General features: G+C 68.9%; 17 protein-coding genes and 4 pseudogenes. 12 read left to right on the top strand and 9 right to left on the bottom strand.

Annotation, left to right across the window (positions count from 1 at the left end; all coding sequences use genetic code 11):
- Positions 1-129: 129 nt before the first annotated feature.
- The 5 genes and pseudogenes from AB0F82_RS37965 to AB0F82_RS37945 all read right to left on the bottom strand — a co-directional run.
- On the bottom strand, positions 130-543 hold the full coding sequence (locus AB0F82_RS37965; protein ID WP_362636219.1) for a hypothetical protein: 414 nt from the start codon (positions 541-543) through the stop codon (positions 130-132).
- A 67-nt stretch (positions 544-610) separates the two neighbouring features.
- On the bottom strand, positions 611-1,165 hold the full coding sequence (locus tag AB0F82_RS37960) for a DUF3995 domain-containing protein (RefSeq protein ID WP_362636216.1): 555 nt from the start codon (positions 1,163-1,165) through the stop codon (positions 611-613).
- The gene (locus AB0F82_RS37955) at positions 1,162-1,695 is read right to left on the bottom strand and encodes a hypothetical protein (RefSeq protein WP_362636213.1); all 534 of its coding nucleotides are present in this window, start codon (positions 1,693-1,695) and stop codon (positions 1,162-1,164) included. Before AB0F82_RS37955 ends, AB0F82_RS37960 begins: the two co-directional genes overlap by 4 nt.
- A gap of 233 nt (positions 1,696-1,928) precedes the next feature.
- Positions 1,929-2,453 carry a LysR substrate-binding domain-containing protein gene (locus AB0F82_RS37950; protein ID WP_362636221.1) on the bottom strand — a complete coding sequence of 175 codons (525 nt, stop codon included), beginning with the start codon at positions 2,451-2,453 and terminating at the stop codon, positions 1,929-1,931.
- Between the two features lie 238 nt (positions 2,454-2,691).
- Positions 2,692-2,775: pseudogene (locus AB0F82_RS37945) on the bottom strand (hypothetical protein); the annotation flags it as partial.
- Between the two features lie 653 nt (positions 2,776-3,428).
- Between AB0F82_RS37945 and AB0F82_RS37940 the strand changes: the two are divergent.
- The 4 genes from AB0F82_RS37940 to AB0F82_RS37925 all read left to right on the top strand — a co-directional run bounded on the left by AB0F82_RS37940 (position 3,429) and on the right by AB0F82_RS37925 (position 6,230).
- Positions 3,429-3,578, top strand: a complete 150-nt coding sequence (locus AB0F82_RS37940) for a hypothetical protein (RefSeq protein WP_362636210.1) — start codon at positions 3,429-3,431, stop codon at positions 3,576-3,578.
- Positions 3,579-3,623: 45 nt separating this feature from the next.
- Complete coding sequence (locus AB0F82_RS37935) at positions 3,624-3,968, top strand: DoxX family protein (RefSeq protein ID WP_362636207.1); 345 nt, start codon at positions 3,624-3,626, stop codon at positions 3,966-3,968.
- 160 nt (positions 3,969-4,128) lie between these two features.
- Complete coding sequence (locus AB0F82_RS37930) at positions 4,129-5,388, top strand: SGNH/GDSL hydrolase family protein (RefSeq protein ID WP_362636205.1); 1,260 nt, start codon at positions 4,129-4,131, stop codon at positions 5,386-5,388.
- A 71-nt stretch (positions 5,389-5,459) separates the two neighbouring features.
- Positions 5,460-6,230 (top strand): class I SAM-dependent methyltransferase, encoded by a 771-nt coding sequence (locus AB0F82_RS37925; protein WP_362636202.1) that lies wholly within the window; start codon positions 5,460-5,462, stop codon positions 6,228-6,230.
- 233 nt (positions 6,231-6,463) lie between these two features.
- Here the strand turns inward: AB0F82_RS37925 and AB0F82_RS37920 are convergent, their stop codons facing one another.
- Both AB0F82_RS37920 and AB0F82_RS37915 read right to left on the bottom strand, forming a co-directional pair.
- The gene (locus AB0F82_RS37920) at positions 6,464-7,360 is read right to left on the bottom strand and encodes a LysR family transcriptional regulator (RefSeq protein ID WP_362636199.1); all 897 of its coding nucleotides are present in this window, start codon (positions 7,358-7,360) and stop codon (positions 6,464-6,466) included.
- A 506-nt stretch (positions 7,361-7,866) separates the two neighbouring features.
- The gene (locus AB0F82_RS37915) at positions 7,867-8,013 is read right to left on the bottom strand and encodes a hypothetical protein (RefSeq protein ID WP_362636196.1); all 147 of its coding nucleotides are present in this window, start codon (positions 8,011-8,013) and stop codon (positions 7,867-7,869) included.
- A 1,345-nt stretch (positions 8,014-9,358) separates the two neighbouring features.
- On the opposite strand from AB0F82_RS37915, the gene AB0F82_RS37910 reads away from it, so the two are divergent.
- The 4 genes from AB0F82_RS37910 to AB0F82_RS37895 all read left to right on the top strand — a co-directional run bounded on the left by AB0F82_RS37910 (position 9,359) and on the right by AB0F82_RS37895 (position 10,913).
- Positions 9,359-9,505 (top strand): hypothetical protein, encoded by a 147-nt coding sequence (locus AB0F82_RS37910; protein WP_362636193.1) that lies wholly within the window; start codon positions 9,359-9,361, stop codon positions 9,503-9,505.
- A 194-nt stretch (positions 9,506-9,699) separates the two neighbouring features.
- Positions 9,700-9,858, top strand: coding sequence for a hypothetical protein (locus AB0F82_RS37905; RefSeq protein WP_362636190.1), 159 nt, complete (start codon positions 9,700-9,702; stop codon positions 9,856-9,858).
- A 181-nt stretch (positions 9,859-10,039) separates the two neighbouring features.
- Entirely contained in the window at positions 10,040-10,291 is a 252-nt protein-coding gene (locus tag AB0F82_RS37900) for a DUF6211 family protein (protein WP_362636188.1), read from the top strand.
- 31 nt (positions 10,292-10,322) lie between these two features.
- Positions 10,323-10,913: a hypothetical protein gene (locus AB0F82_RS37895; RefSeq protein ID WP_362636185.1), complete on the top strand. Its 591-nt coding sequence runs from the start codon at positions 10,323-10,325 to the stop codon at positions 10,911-10,913.
- Positions 10,914-10,930: 17 nt separating this feature from the next.
- On the opposite strand, the pseudogene AB0F82_RS37890 reads toward AB0F82_RS37895, so the two are convergent.
- A pseudogene (locus AB0F82_RS37890) lies at positions 10,931-11,035 on the bottom strand (IS5/IS1182 family transposase); the annotation flags it as partial.
- 223 nt (positions 11,036-11,258) lie between these two features.
- Here AB0F82_RS37890 and AB0F82_RS37885 point away from each other — a divergent pair.
- The gene (locus AB0F82_RS37885; RefSeq protein ID WP_362636183.1) at positions 11,259-11,750 is read left to right on the top strand and encodes a hypothetical protein; all 492 of its coding nucleotides are present in this window, start codon (positions 11,259-11,261) and stop codon (positions 11,748-11,750) included.
- 378 nt (positions 11,751-12,128) lie between these two features.
- Positions 12,129-12,932: an IS5 family transposase gene (locus AB0F82_RS37880; protein ID WP_362636180.1), complete on the top strand. Its 804-nt coding sequence runs from the start codon at positions 12,129-12,131 to the stop codon at positions 12,930-12,932.
- On the opposite strand, the gene AB0F82_RS37875 is transcribed toward AB0F82_RS37880, so the two are convergent.
- A complete protein-coding gene (locus tag AB0F82_RS37875; RefSeq protein ID WP_362636178.1) occupies positions 12,904-13,458 on the bottom strand; it encodes a YrhB domain-containing protein in 555 nt (184 codons plus the stop codon). The two genes, AB0F82_RS37880 and AB0F82_RS37875, sit on opposite strands and share 29 nt — an antisense overlap.
- 101 nt (positions 13,459-13,559) lie before the next feature.
- On the opposite strand from AB0F82_RS37875, the pseudogene AB0F82_RS37870 reads away from it, so the two are divergent.
- Positions 13,560-13,820: pseudogene (locus AB0F82_RS37870) on the top strand (iron chelate uptake ABC transporter family permease subunit); the annotation flags it as partial.
- Between the two features lie 774 nt (positions 13,821-14,594).
- Positions 14,595-14,948 (top strand): annotated as a pseudogene (locus tag AB0F82_RS37865) (IS5 family transposase); the annotation flags it as partial.
- Positions 14,949-15,055 lie beyond the last annotated feature (107 nt).

The following is a 15,055-nucleotide window of genomic DNA, read 5'->3' as shown; positions in this document are numbered from 1 at the left end:
CGCGCCTCCGCTTGCCCCCGCCGGGGCGGCCCCCCCGCGGGGGGGGGGCCCCCCCCGCACTGCTGCTCCGGTCAGTAGGTGGTTCGCCCCACGCCGCCGGGTGGCACCCCTGGGGAGTCGCTGTGAGCGTCAGTGGTGATGGATCGCGTACATGCGCTGGTTGTACGTCGCGAGGGCCGGCGCGTCGAGGACAGCGGCGACGGAGAAGGGGATGAGGCTGCTCGCGATGGCGGCGGGGCCTGTCCATCGGCCGGGCCAGATATCGGTGACATTGGCACGCCATTGCGGTGTCGCCCACCCGTTCGTGCCGGTTTGTGCGAGCCACACGGTCTGGCCGTTGAAGTGCACCACGGGCGCTTTCCTGGTTTCCCACGTGCCGATGGCGCTTTCTTGCAGCCAGTTTCCGTTGGGGTCCTGGCCTTTGACCGTCCACATCGTGCAGGGGCCTTGGCGGTCATCACTGGCACTTGTGTATGCCAGCCCCATGCGGTCCAGGCCGGAGGCCAGTGAGGGTGCGCTGGGGTAGTAGGCAAGCCCTGTCATGACGTGGATCGGTCCTGTCCGGTCCTGCCGGCTCCGCTCTCCGGCCTGCTGAACGCCCGGCCCGGCCTTACGGGCGAATACGGGGCTGGCGCACCGGGGCAGCCCATGCGGTCGCACCCCACAGCAGACCCCACACCAGAAAATAGGGGGACCAGAGCAGCAGGTCCACACGGGACAGATAGCGCGCGATCTCCACGTCGGACGGACCCACGTGAACGCTGTCCGTCAACACCATGACGTCACCGATGAAGCCAAAGCCCAGCACGCCACACGCCCGCAACACCATGAGGCATCCGATGATCCACATCGGCACGGTCAAGAGCCGACGTGGCAGCACATGTCCCCAGGGCCGCACTGTGGCGAGCGCCGCCAACGCGCCCACGACGACCAGGCCAACCGAGATCCAGTGGCCGGCGAGCGCGCCGGGGGTTTGCGCGACAAGTTCCTCACGGGCCGACCGCGGCAAAGGAGCACTGGAGGTGAGCGCCGTGCCGCCCAGCGCCCAGTAGAGTTTGAGCGTCCCGTAGCCGGCGAGGGTCCAGACACACGTCGCGTAGGCGGCCCATCGCCGTACTGACAGGGTGCGGCGCATCGCAGGCCGCGCGTCCACCACTCCCTTCATTTCGCGTCCCGCCCCGTGTTCGCCACGGCAGTGGTGTCCAGCCCCAGGCGGCGAGTGTAGATCCAGGCCATGGCCAGCCAGAGGCAGAGGGCGGCGACGCCCTGAACTGCGGCCCACGGCGACCACCCACCGGGACCGGAAGGGAAGAGGACTTCCCAGGCAACGTGGATCTGACTGACCGCCGCCAGTGCGCCCGTCGCCCACAGCCCGAGGAGTAGCAGCGGGCGCGGTACCAGGCCGCCCCACGGCCGTACAGCGGCGAGCGCGATGATGGCGGAGAGCAGACCAAGTAGGGCCAGCGTCCACTGGGTGAGCGCGACATCCGACGTCTCGGCGTACTGCGAGACGCTCACCAGTGGCCCACCGGGAATGCCCAGGCGTCCTTGCGTCGCGTAGTAGCCCTTCTCCACCACGTATACCAGTTGGACGAGAACGGACAGGTACGCGAACCACGCCCAGGTAAGGGCTACCGCGGCCGGGCGGCGCTCCGGCCGCCACCGCCGAGCGGCTTTTATCGCCTTCGCGTTCATGCGCCGGGCACCTGGCTCAAGTCAGGAGAGCTCGTCATGCGCTCATGATCACGCCGGCACCCGCGCTGGGTCTTCATCCCCAGGAACGAGTACCTCCCCCGTGCGAGGGAGACAAAGGGAGAATGCCCGGCACGGCTCACGATGTACGGCCTCATCCTGCAGCCAGGGGAAGACCGACACCCTGCACCACCCGCCAGCTCGGCGACCAAACGACCGACTCCGGCTGACAGCTCTCACAGACGCGCCGTACCCAGACTCCGCGCCGCTTGTACGAGACCTCGGATGAGGTCATTCTCCGTTTCGGTACGCCATACCAGGCCCCCCCGTAGGGACCGCTCCTCATCAAAGGGAAGGTAGACGATGTCGGGTCGGGCGTTGTAGCGGGTGGCGTGTGCCCCGGTGAGCGTCACCAGTCCGCCGTCGGCCACGATGGCTATGTTCTCCTCCCAGTTCGCCGCCACCTCCAGGCGTGGGACCTCACGGCCCGCCGGAGTAAAGAACGGATGGAAGGCGTTCTCCCAGGAAGCGGGCACGGGCATCGCCGGTGACAACACCCCGAAGTCGGCGAGGTGCTCCAGCGACGCCGAGTCCTTCCGGGCCAGGGGATGGTGAACGCTCACGCCGAGCACCTGTAGTTCGGAAAACAGCACGGGGCCGGTGGTGAGGTCGGCCTCGTCTATCGGCAGCCAGGCGATCAGCACATCCAGATCCCCTCGGCGTAGTGGTCCGAAGGGGTCCTGGGAGGCGCTGTGGCGCAGCCGAAGTTCGCAGTGGCGGTGGCGAGAGCGGAAGGCTCCAGAACGGCTTGAGATCGTGGTCGTTGGTGTTCACCATGCCGATGCGCAGCACAGCGGTGACGCCCCGGGCGGCCATCCTGGCTCTCTGCAGGCTGTGAAGCAGACCGGCGTAGACCGGCCGCAGGTCGTCCCGCAGTTGCTCCCCCAAAGGGGTCAGGCAAATGTTGCGGCGGGTGGAGCGATCGAACAAGACACCGCCGATGCTGCGTTCCTGTTCCTTGATGGCCTGGCTGACCCTGGCCTGGGACACATGCAGCCGGACCGCAGTCCGGCCGAAGTGCATTTCCTCGGTCTAGGTCAGGAAGATCTCGATGTCCCGTATTTCCACCGTGTCGGCCCCCCGTTCGTCTCTCCCGGCCGGTGCGAGATAACCCGGAGGTGATCGGGACTATAAGCGATCCGATCTTGATGGGGATGACCGGGTGCGTGAGCCTGGGAACTGCCGGCAGTCGCCCCGGCCGAACGATCCAGGAGGGGAACGATGAACGACTCGGGCACCCTCGACCCGACGGCGATGTATGCGATGCACGAGGCGCTCCGGCGCGAACTGCGGTATCTCGCGCAGGCCGCCGGTCGGCTCGGCCCCGGTCCTTGCAACTGCCCTACCCGGTCGGCGGGCTGGGCCCTGCTGAAGAAGGCCCTACGGGCTCACCATTCGGCTGAGGACGAGGCGTTCGCGATGCCCTCGCGGGCCGGTCCAGCGAGCTGGCCCTGCTGGAGTCGTTGGAAGCCGAGCACGCCGCCCTCAATCCGCTCGTGCGCGCTGTCGAGGAGATGGCGGCCGCAGCCCGGACTCCCTTGTGACGGGCCCTGGCCGGGCCCCTCCTCCACGAGGAGGATGCCGCCCGCCCCTTGGCCAAGGCGTTCCTCACGCCGGACCAGTGGATTCGCTTCGACCGAGTGCACGCCGCGCGGATCGAAAGGGACGCTGCGGAAATGCTCCCCTGGCTTCTCGGTGGAGCCGGCCCGCGGACGACCACGGCGCTGCTCTCGACCCTGCCCACACCCGCACGGGGCGCGTACGAACAGTACTGGCAGCCCGCCTACGCGGCTCTCGACCGGTGGAACACCCCGGTCTCGGCCTGAAACCTCACACCCCTTTACGCGCCTCGCGAACCTTGGAGTTTCCGCATGTCCATCACCGTCGTCGTCACCATTCTGACCGCTGTCTGGGTCGGCTTCTCCGGCTTTTCCCTGATGCGCAGAGCCCAATTCGTCGTGGAGCCCCTCGTCCAGTACGAGGTGCCCCGACCCTGGTGGACGCCGCTAGCCCTGGCCAAGTTCGCCGGCGCGGCCGGCCTGCTGATCGGGTTGGTCGTACCGGTGGTCGGGTTGCTGGCCGGGACCGGCCTGGTCCTCTACTTCCTCGGCGCTGTCATCACCATGCTGAGGGCCCGTTCGTACAAGACCGTCGCCTTCCCGCTGCTCTACCTGGCTCCGGTCACGGCCACCCTCGCCCTGGGCCTCACTGCCTGATACCCGCGCGACACGGCGCAGGCCCGAGCCGATACGAGACGTCGAACACGGAGTCTGCCCCCGTCGAACACGCGGCTGCCCGAACCGCGCCACGAACCACCGGCCCACCGCTGTGCCGTAGCCCGTCCTCACCTGTCAACCACATACGAAAGAGCACACGATGCGTGCCTTCCCCCGCCTGCCTCTGGCTGCCGCCACCTTGGCCACTCTCCTGATCGCCGCCCCAGCCTCCGCACACACCGCCACCGCCTCCCCGCGAGCACACCAGTGGATCGCCGGCTGGAGCACGGCCGTCCAACGTCCCTCCCAGAGCTGGTACCCGACCTGGGCCGACGCGGGCTTTCACCACCAATCCGTACGTCAGACCGTGAGAGTGGGCACCGACGGTTCCGCCCTGCGCGTACGCCTCTCGCACGCCTTCGGAACGACCCCGCTGCGACTGACCGGTGCCACGGTCGGCATATCTGCCGAGGGTGCCGCTGTCCGCCCCGGGACCCTCCGCACGCTGACCTTCAACGGATCCGCCTCCCCCTCGATCCGACCAGAGGCGAGACCGGCCAGCGACCCGGTACTGCTGCCGGTGAAGACGGGTGACCGGCTCAGCATCACCCTGTTCTTCAACGGTCCCTCAGGCCCTGCCACCTTCCACAACGTGGCGATGGAGACCGCCTATCGGGCCGACGGCGACCACCGCGCAGACATGAGCGCGGACGCGTTCGCCCAGGAAAGCTCTTCCTGGTACTTCCTCGAAGGCGTCGATGTCGCCGCGAAACCGGCGGGAGGTAGGCGGGACGCCATCGTCGCCTTCGGCGACTCCCTCACCGACGGCGCAGCCTCGACACCCGGCGCCGACAACCGCTACCCCGACCAGCTCTCCCGCCGCCTGTCGGCCGAAGGACGTCAGCGCCCGGTCCTCAACGCCGGCATCGGCGGCAACCGCGTGCTGAGCGACTCAGCGTGCTTCGGCGAGAAGGCCACGACCCGATTCCGGCACGATGTACTCGACCAGACCCGAGTGGGCACTGTGATCGTGCTGGAGGGAACCAACGACATCCTCATGGGCGAAACCGCCGCGAACGCCTGTACCACCACCAGCCAGCGCGTGACGGCTGCCGAGTTGATCGAGGGCCACCGCGCGCTGATCCGCGCCGCCCACGCCCAGGGGATCACCGTCATCGGCGCGACGCTTCCGCCCGGCAAGGGCCTGGAGAGCGGAACCCCTGCCGCGACCCGCGCCGCACTCAACCAGTGGATCCGCACCAGCGGCGCGTACGAAGCCGTCGTGGACTTCGACCGCGTCCTCGCCGATCCGCTCAACCCCCAACAGCTGCTCCCCGCCTACGCCAGCAAGGACGGACTCCACCCCAACGACGCCGGCTACCGGGCGATGGCCGACGCCGTGAACCTGGATTCCCTGTAGCTCCTTCCACCGAGTCGCCGCACTTGCCGCGCGCCACCGGCGGCCCCACCGACCAAAGGACTCCATCCCCCGTGACCACCGCCCCTGAGCACTACGATCGGCTGCTCGCCGCGCACTACACCTGGATGCTCGGCAGCGACATCCACGCCTTCGCCCGCGACCAGGCCGAACTCCTTCGAGGGCTGGGAGTACGGCCCGAGGCGGACGAGGACGTGGCCATCGACCTCGGGTCCGGGCCCGGCCCGCAGACCCTGGCTCTGGCACACCTGGGCTTCTCCCCCGTCACCGCCGTGGACCTCAGCCGAACCCTGCTCGACGAACTCGCCGCACATGCCGAGACCGCCGGCGTCGCGGGCGCCGTACGCACCGTGCACGCGGACCTCCTGGAGGCCCTACCGCACGTGGCCGGATCAGGCACGATGGCCGCGATCGTGTGCATGGGCGACACCTTGACCCACCTGACCAGCCGTGACGACGTCCGCTCTCTCCTGGACAGCGCGGCGTGCGCCCTACGCCCCGGTGGTCACCTCGTGGTGACCTTCCGGGACCTCACAGGGGACCTCCGCGGCGATGACCGGTTCTTCCCCGTCCGCTCCACCGAGGACCAGCTGCTGACCTGCTTCCTGGAGTACGTCGACGACGACACGGTCATGGTCCACGACCTGCTCCACACCCGCTCGGATGGCCAGTGGCGTCTCCAGGTCGGCAGCTACCCCAAACTGCGGCTGGCCTCGGACTGGCTGAGCGGCGAAACCCGGCGCGCCGGCCTGCAGGTCCGCCACGCCGCCGCGGGCCCCCGGGGCATGCGGATCCTCCACGCGATCAAGCCGGTCGGGGCGTAGTCGACATACTCCGGGTACGCGCCTGTTCATGGCGAAAGCGCGCCGTAAAGGAAGGCGGGTAGGTCGAGGTAGCAGCGCAGAGGCCGCATCCACCGAGAGGGCCGGCGGCTTCTCAGCCCTGTCCGGCCACGCCCCTGTACGTCACAGCTCACCGCCCACGGGCCCGTGACGTACAGGCAGGCCGGCCCGGCACCGACGGGGACGCGACTGTCCCGGTACTCCGACGTTTCCGGTCAGTACCCGAATTCCTGCGGGCCGAGGTCCCGTACGACTTCGGCGAGGGCGTGGATGGGTTCGTTTCCGGATTCGGTACGCCACAGCAAGGCGTAGGACAGTGGCCGCATGTCCCGGATGGGCAGCCAGGCTATGTGCGTCAGGGCCCAGTGCCGGGTGACATGGGCCGGGAAGGAGTGAACGATCTCGCCGGTGCCGACCAGGTGGATCAGGTCGTCGCTGTTGGTGATGCTTTCGCGGCGTTCGATCGCACGGCCTCGTGGTGTTTGAAACGGCAGGTACCTGTCCTCCCAGTAGTCCGGCATCAGAGATGCCATCGCATGGGGGCGGTCTGCAAGGGTCTCCAAGGTCACCGACGATCGTGAGGTCAGCGCGTCTTCCTTGGACACGGCGAGCAGTCGGGGGTCGGTGAAGAGCACGGGTCCGGCGGTGAGGTCCGGCTCCTCGACGGGCAGCCACCCGACCATGACATCCAGCGTGCCGTCGCGGAGGCAGGCAAATGGGTCGACGTAGGGAGCCCGGCGAATCTGCAGTTCCCACTGGGGATGGCGAGTGCGGAATGTCCGCCAGTAGTGGTGGAGTTCGACAAGGTTGAAGGGCAGCATGCCCACCCGCAGGACCCCCGCCACCCCGCGGGCGGTCATCCGGGCGCGCTCCAGGCTGGCGCAAAGACCTGTGTACAACGGCCGCAGATCGTCTCGCAGCTGGCGTCCCAACGGCGTCAACCGCACCTGCCGACGGTTCGCGCGATCGAAGAGCATGCCTCCGAGCCGCCGCTCCTGCTGTGCGATCGCCTGGCTCACCCGCGCCTGGGACACCTGCAGTCGAGCAGCCGCGCGGGCGAAATGCAGCTCCTCCGCCAGAGTCAGGAAGATCTCGATGTCCCGCAGTTCCATCGGTGACCCTCCCTGCATGCTGCGCGTCCCATCGGTCTGCGCCCGACGTCGACGTTAATGATCTTCGGGAGTGCGGCCGGGCCGGAAGTCGCTGCGGGGCGCGTCGGTGGCCTCACCTCACCCACTCGCCACAGCCGGATCACCAGGGGTCCGAGGAACTCGAAAATCGCCCGTTCCGGCCCCGTCAGAAGCCTCGCAGCACGTACGGGACTGCGACCGGTCCTTCTCCATCACATCTCACTTCGTGCTTACTGCCTGGTCAGCGCGCACACTAGCTGATGCCTACGCATCGGGCAGCAGCCACCCCCGCCGCCGCCACTCATGTGCCCGCGAAGCAGGCCCGATGCCGTGCCAGAGGAACACAAACTCCGTGACGCATAATCATGGTTGCGCCACAGTGCAGGAGTTCGCCTCGGCCAGGGCCTCACCCACTGGCAGATCCGTGACGGAGCCCTGCAAAGAGCGGCGCAGCAGTCGGCTGGACCGCCGTTGCGGTCGGCGGGCGGTTAAAAGCCGTCGATGAGGTTCATGGGGGACGGGGGCTGGGGCTGCCGGTTGTAGGCGAAGAAGGCGATGCCGCGGGTGCCAAGGCGGTGGGCGAAGGCGGTCAGGCCGTGCAGGCCGGTGACGTCCGTGAACGTGAGGTGCCGCATGTCGCAGGCCCCCGCGACGCCTCGAGGTGTGGATGCCGGGCCGCTAGTCGTTGAAGTCAAGCCCCCGGTCACCGTCCGGCGGGAGGTCGGCCGTACGGCGCTCTTGGCTGGCCGGTCTCTTGCGCCTGGTCGGCGGCCTGCCCGACCGTTTGGGGATCTGTTGTGCAGCTCGGGGGGAGTACGGGTTTGGGGAACAACCGGGTGCGGCTCAGCGGTGGTGCGGCGTGGCAGACGGATTTCCGTCGCCTGACCAAGGCCGGGCCCCCAGGACCGGGACCTGTCCCGCCCTGCGGCCCGGACGCTGGGCAAGCCCTCCGTGCCGAGGGCTTGCCCAGCAAAACCCGTGACCGATCGACGGGCCGGGCGTGACCGATCCGCGCCGAACCACCGGAAAGCGTGACACCCCTACCCGCGCCCCGGACCTGTACGGGCCCGGTCAGGCTCCGACAGGCCACACCTCGGCAAGACGTTCCTCCAGCTCGCGAACGAACTCCCGGAGCCTGGCCGTACCCTCGTACATGTCCCCGGCCCGCACGCGGCCCGTCTCAACGTCGTAGTACGCGTGCGCCTGGCCGTAGCTGCGCCCGGACCGGGACCGAATCGAAGTTCCGCGACGAAGCCGTTGATGGAGACGACCTTGATGTCGTCTCTGCCCGCGGCGACCTCGCGCACGGTGGCGGCGAACTCGGCTTCCAGGGTCCGCTCCCGCCCCGGCGCCTCGTCGATGGCGGGCGGTTGCCCGCCACCGAGCCTGATCCCGCCTTCACTTGCTAAGGGCTGTCCCGTAATCCAACGGTGGATCAGCGCGCGGCGTCAGACGCGGTGCATCGCAAGGCGGAGGAGCGTGCTGATACTGGGCGTATCCGGGCGTTCCGACAACGCGGCGAGGTGCCGTGGCTGTCGTCGTGCGCCCGCCGGGGACTACGGGACAGCCCTTAGCCGTTCCTCGGCGGCGGCGTACAGGTCCCGCGCCTCCCCAGGGAGCGCGACCGGAACCGCCTCACCAACCTCGCCCAGTGGGACCTCGGCAACCACTCCCGCGCCGCATGGAGCCCGCTCTGCACACTCCAGGGCACCACCATCGACGCCGCCATCTACCGCCTCGACCTCACCCAGGCCGCCACCATCCGCATCACCGACCCGCAGCACGACCCGGCGGCCGCGAGCGCCACCAGCGGGCTGAACATCGTCACCCGGTACCTGCAGGGCCACTCCGCCGCCTCGAGCGAGGAGGCAGCCCCCGCACCCGCACAGGACGCCTTCACGAACGCCGTCATCTCCGTCCTGCACGCGGCCGACGGATGGCACCACGCCCCCCGCGTCCTCGAACGCGCCCTCACTCTGCTTGTCACCAGCACACCGCCCCGCCCCGCCCCCGACACCCACCCCCGCGACCACCGCGTACTCCCTCGCCGACGCCGCCGAGGCCACCTTCCAGGACGAGGTCGACGCCGCGCGGTTCGCCCACATCCGCCACATCCGGCAGGCCTGACCGCCCCGCCCCGGGCCGCGCAACCCGGCCCGGGGCCCCACCGGCCAACGGCAAACCGGCGGGACACGCCGCCGGCCGCTGGAAAACTCCCCACCGAATTGGTTCAATAGAAAGGTCGGGTCGAGGAGGGCAAACCCGCCCCGACACCGGGCACCCCTGCCCGAACTCCCCTTCACACCGCACAGGAGCACCCCATGCAGCACGACCACGCCCCGGAGCGCGACGACTTCAATGCCCGCGCCATCCCCGCCTTCCCCCACCAGCGCCCCGCCAGCCCCGCCGACGACTACGACACCGCTCGGGCCGCCCGCATCCCCCGCCAGCCCGGCACCGACACCACCGACAACCGCTGACCCCCCGGGCCGCGCCCCACCGTGCGGCCCACCCGCAGCAGACACAGCAAAGCCCCGGGGAAGGGCAGATCCCCGGGGCTCGCTTCAGATCAGGTGCCCGGCGGCGCAATGGGCAAAAGGCCGCCGGGCGATTGTCCCCTTCACACTGCGGAGCCTCACGGCCCACAGAAAGGACACCCCCATGGTAGACCCCCAGCCGTACGACCAGGTACGACTCCACCCCGCACCCGCACACACCCACGGCATCGACCCCACCACCACCCTGGTCATCGCTGACACCGTCGACGGCCAGCCCGGCACCTACGTGCTCTGGCACCTCGACACCCACCCCGACCACCACGACTGGGCCGCCGCTGTCACCGTCGGCGACATCCACACCATCACCCGCATCACCACCGCCGGAGACGTCCGCACCTGGACCCCCTCCTCCTAACCCTCGGCCCACCGCCCGCAAGGAGCCACCCATGACCGACGACACCGGTCGCCGCCTCAGCCGCGACGAGCTCGCCGCCGCCCACGGCTACAGCCGCACCACCCTCGAACGCCTATGGGCCGACCGCGCCGCCAACGGCCACCCCGACGCCCACCGCGACGGCCGCACCCTGACCTGGGACGCCGCCGAATGGGCCGCATGGGACCACAGCCGCCAGGACCTCATCACCGGCGCCGAGTTCGCCCGACTCCTCGGCCACCGGGACAGCAGCTGGGTGTCGAAGGCCGCCACCGTCCCACCGGAGGGATTCCCCGCACCCGTCGAGTGGGGCGACCCCGTGAACCGACGCCGCCCCAAGTGGCGCCGCTCCGACGCCCAGCACTACGCCGACAACCGCCCCTCCACCCGACCCCCCGCCGGCGCCGGCAACCGCGCCGGCTCCCGCCGCGGCACCGCCTACACCGACGACCCCCGACTCGCCCTCGCCCGCCAGGTCCTCACCGACCACCCCGGCGAACGCACCGCCCGCCACATCGAGCGCCTGCACCAACTCATGCCCGGATCCTCCGCCAGCACCTGGACCAAAATCCTTCAGGCCGCCCGCCAACCCGAACAGGACTAGGAGTTGTCGTCAAAGTGTCACGCCCACATCAGGAGCGATGCGAGGGTGACGGCTGCTTGGTAGGGCTGGGCGGTCTTGTCATACCTGGTGGCGATGCCACGCCACTGCTTGAGCCGGTTGAAGCTCGGCCGCCACGCTGGCAACTGCTGCTCTCGCTGCCGTGGTCATGGCTCCCGCCAATCCCGCGAGTGCCGCCGTCGTCGCGTGTAAGGCGTCAACCGGATTGCCGCCTAAGGCAACCATTCACAAGGAGAGATCATGATCCGACGGGTCCCATTGATGGAACATCGCCGTAATTATAGGGGCTATTGTTCGATTGTCGGTCATTTTGTACGGAGTGCTCATATGAAGTCCCGCCTGCTTTCCACCGCAACGATTGGTGCGTTGGCCCTGGTGCCGGTGATCGGTCTGGCCACCCCGGCGGCGGCCGTCAGTCACGTGTACGAGTGCACCACCGGCCAAGAGAAGGAGTTCGCGACAAGCGGGTGGAACACGGTCGTAAACATCCGAGTGTGTGCGGAGGGGGACGACGCCACCGGGGCAATCCGGGCTACCGCCTCGATGTCCTGGAAGAACGGTGGGGGGAACAAGTTCAACAACTTCGATCTTCACCTCCGGACGGAGAAGTACGACGTCACCGTCAAGGGAGCCGTCTGCGACTTCACGAGCAGGCTCAACTCCGTGGAGGCGGGGGTCGTCCAGTGCCAGGTTCCGTGGACTCACGGCGTCACTCCGGGTGGCATCACTGGTGACGCCACGGTCTTTTCAGACGTCAAGGACGACGGTGCAGCAGAGGCCCAGTGGGACCTGGGCGGTAGCCCCGTCCTGGTGCAGTAGGGCTTCTGCCTGCCAAGCGGAAACGCCGAGGGGGCTGTGCAGACCGGATCCAGTCTGCACAGCCCCTCATGCGTCAGCCATGCCGTTCAGGCAGCAGATACGTCGCGCCGCGTTGTGTCGAAGACGCACTCTTCAAATCCCGTTGGAGTTCCGCGATACATCGTCGCCGTCCCGCCGCACGATTGCACCGTCCCCGTCGAGGTCGGCGAGGCGCCTCGGGATCTCTGTCTCGTCAGGGGTTGGGTTCGGTTTGGCGGAGGGTTCGGAATGCCGCAGGGGTGGTCCATCCGCAGTGTGTGGCGTGGATCGCTGATCGGAAGGCGGTGTCAGCGGTGGGGGTGACTCGACCTGTCGCACGCCCTGGTCGAGTGGGTATCGATGGGCATCGTCACCCGTGAGGGTGATCGACCCTGCAAGCTCCCGCCCCACCAGCGTGCCCTCGTCGCGATCTTCTACGTGGTGCGGACCGGGTGCGCGTGGCGACAGCTGCCGAAGGACTTCCCGCCGTGGCCGACGGTGGACTGGTACTTCGCCTGGTGGCACGACGACGGCACCGTTGAGCGCATCCACGACGCCCTGCGGGGCCGTATCCGGGAGGCGGACGGCCGCGACACGGAGCCGAGCGCGGGCCTGATCGACTCGCAGTCCGTCCGCACCGCCGACACCGTCCCCGCTGCCACCAGGGGCTTCGACGCGGGCAAGAAGGTGAAGGGCCGCAAGAGGTTCATCGTCACCGACACCCTCGGCCTGCTCCCGGCCGTCCACGTCGTTGCGGCGAGCATCCAGGACCGCGACGGCGCGAAGCGGCCGTTGCTGTGGACCCGCCTGGACCACCCCGGAGTCAAGAAGGTCTGGGCCGACCAGGGCTTCGCCGGCCGCTTGGTCGAGTGGACCGCGCAGATCTTCGGCCGTGACCTGGAGATCGTCCGAAGAGCCCCTGACCAGAGGGGCTTCCAGGTCCAGCCCAAGCGGTGGGCGGTGGAACGCACCTTCTCCTGGCTCACCGCCCACCGCCGTCTTGCCAGGGACTACGAGACCAGCCCGGCCCACTCCGAGACGATGATCCGCTGGGCCATGATCGGCATCATGGTCCGCCGACTGACCCGAGGCCGACCGGCAACGCGGCCAGGACCTCGTTGCCTCTGCCGGACCGCTACCGAGTCGGGCCGGCCAGGGTGCTGATGGGCAGCGGGGGGCAGGTCTCCTGCTTCGGCTTCGGTATGAGGCCGACCAGTTCCTCCGGGGGCTCCCTTCCGTCCCTGATGGCCGTGACGTATGCCTTCGCCTGGTGAGGTCCCAGCAGCGGTGCCTGCTTGCGCAGGTGGCGCATCGCGGCCGTCATCCCGTCGGAATGAACGAGTACCTGGACAGCCACGATCAGTGGATCAGGCTCGTCCGGCGGCCGGACGCCCTTGACCTGCTGGAGGTAGAGCTCCTCCCAGCGGTCACCCACAAAAGTAGTGACCGGGATGTGGTGGATGCTCCCGTCCTGCCGGTCCACCAGATACGGCCCCTCGCCTATCAGCATCTTCCCGATGTCGCGGCTGCGGATGTACTCCACCGACTGCAAGAAGACCAGCCACCCAAAGGCATGCTCCTCCACGTCGACGACAGCCACCTCGGGCATCCACGCCCTCCATAGTGACTCCTGCCGCTGTCTCGACAGCAGGGCCTCGACCAGCTCCACGGCGCGTTCCTTGGTGACCACGTCCCTCATCCTGCACCACGGCACAACCGGATTTCCGAGCCCGACCGGATCAGTCACCGACCAGCTAGATCGAGATCTCAAACGCGGTCTGAGCCTGGGACGGGCGCCCCGGCTTCCTCACCCTCAGCGTCCTGCTGAGCGCCGCTGCCGTCGCCGCCGCCAGCACCATCGGCTTCGTCGGTCTCGTGGCACCGCACGCGGCCCGTGCCATCGTGGGACGGCAGCCCGCCCGCGTCGTCCCGGTCGCTGTGCTCCTCGGCGCCCGAACCGTGATCGCACCGGCCCAGCTCGGGGCCGGCCTCATGACTGCCGTGATCGGCACACCGTACTTCCTGTACCTGCTCACCCACAGCCGCCGGTAGCGACACCGCCGGGGGGCGTCGGCGTTCCACTGCCGGAAGCCCCATGGGTCGGCCGCGGCGGCGTCAAGGACGTCCCACACGGTGTCCTCGGGCAAGGTGTCGAGGACCTTCGCGGCCGGCGCGGAGAAGCGGACCGCGTGCGACTCTCCGGTCACCGGTGTCCCCGCCCGCCGCCGGCGCCGTACCACCACGGCCAAAACCTGACCCGTCACGAACACTGGAACCCAGATGGCCCGCGCGATCGCACCCAAGCCCGCCAACGCGCAGGCCCTCTACCGCGCCTTGGAAGCACTCGAAGCAGCCCTTGGACTCGACCCGCGCCGCCGCGCACGGGGTCCCGCTCCGCGCGACCCTCTCCCCCTCCTGGCATCCTCCTCGCCGAAGCAGAGACCGACGCCCTCCGCCGCGCCCCCACCGGCCAGGACCCACCCACCTCCCTCACCCGCCTGCTAACCGGCTACCAGGCCCACATCGATCTCTCCCCCGACCGTCTGCCTCTCCTCTCCCACAGGCTTGAGCGCACCGCCCTGGAGAACCCCGCCCCCCCTCACCCAGGCCGCCCAGCACGCCAGCCAGGCAGCAGCCCATCTCCTCCAGGCGCACCACCACCTCACCGACACCGACCCTGCTGCATCCCACGCCCATCTCTAGCACGCCCAACATCACCAGCAACAAGCACAAAACACGCTCAGCGCCAAGCACCGCTAGGCAATGGCTGATGGCTCTTGCCCGGGGTGGTGGATCTGCTGCCGTTTCGGGCATGAGCCGGTCATGGTGCGTCGGCATGAACTGACGAATGCTCAGTGGGAGCGCATTGCTCCGCTGCTGCCGGAGACTGGCGGGCCGGGTGGGCGGTGGGCCGACCACCGCACCCTGGTCAACGGTGTGCTCTACCGGACGCGGAGGGATTCCATGGCGTGACCTGCCCGAACGCTACGGATCCTGGCAGACCGTCTACGAACGCCACCGCCGCTGGTCGGCCGACGCACCTGGTCGAAGATCCTGCGAGCATCGCAGGCCGGCGCCGATGCCACCGCCCCGGACGCGGACGGCTCGTGGGCGGTGAACGCCGACTCCACCACCTGCCGGGCCCACCAGCACGCGGCCGGAGCCCGGCATGCAGCCCCGGCCGACCACCCCGAAAAAGTGCCCCTATGGTTTTCGTCAAGCCGTGACCGTGGTGGGTGGCTGGTAGAAGGTGCCGTCGCGGAGCATGGCGAAGAGGACGTCTATGC

The sequence above is a fragment of the Streptomyces virginiae genome, from assembly GCF_040638905.1.
Lineage (GTDB): Bacteria > Actinomycetota > Actinomycetes > Streptomycetales > Streptomycetaceae > Streptomyces > Streptomyces virginiae_B.
The sequence above is the reverse complement of the archived record's forward strand: the minus strand, read 5'-3'. Positions and strand labels throughout refer to the sequence as shown.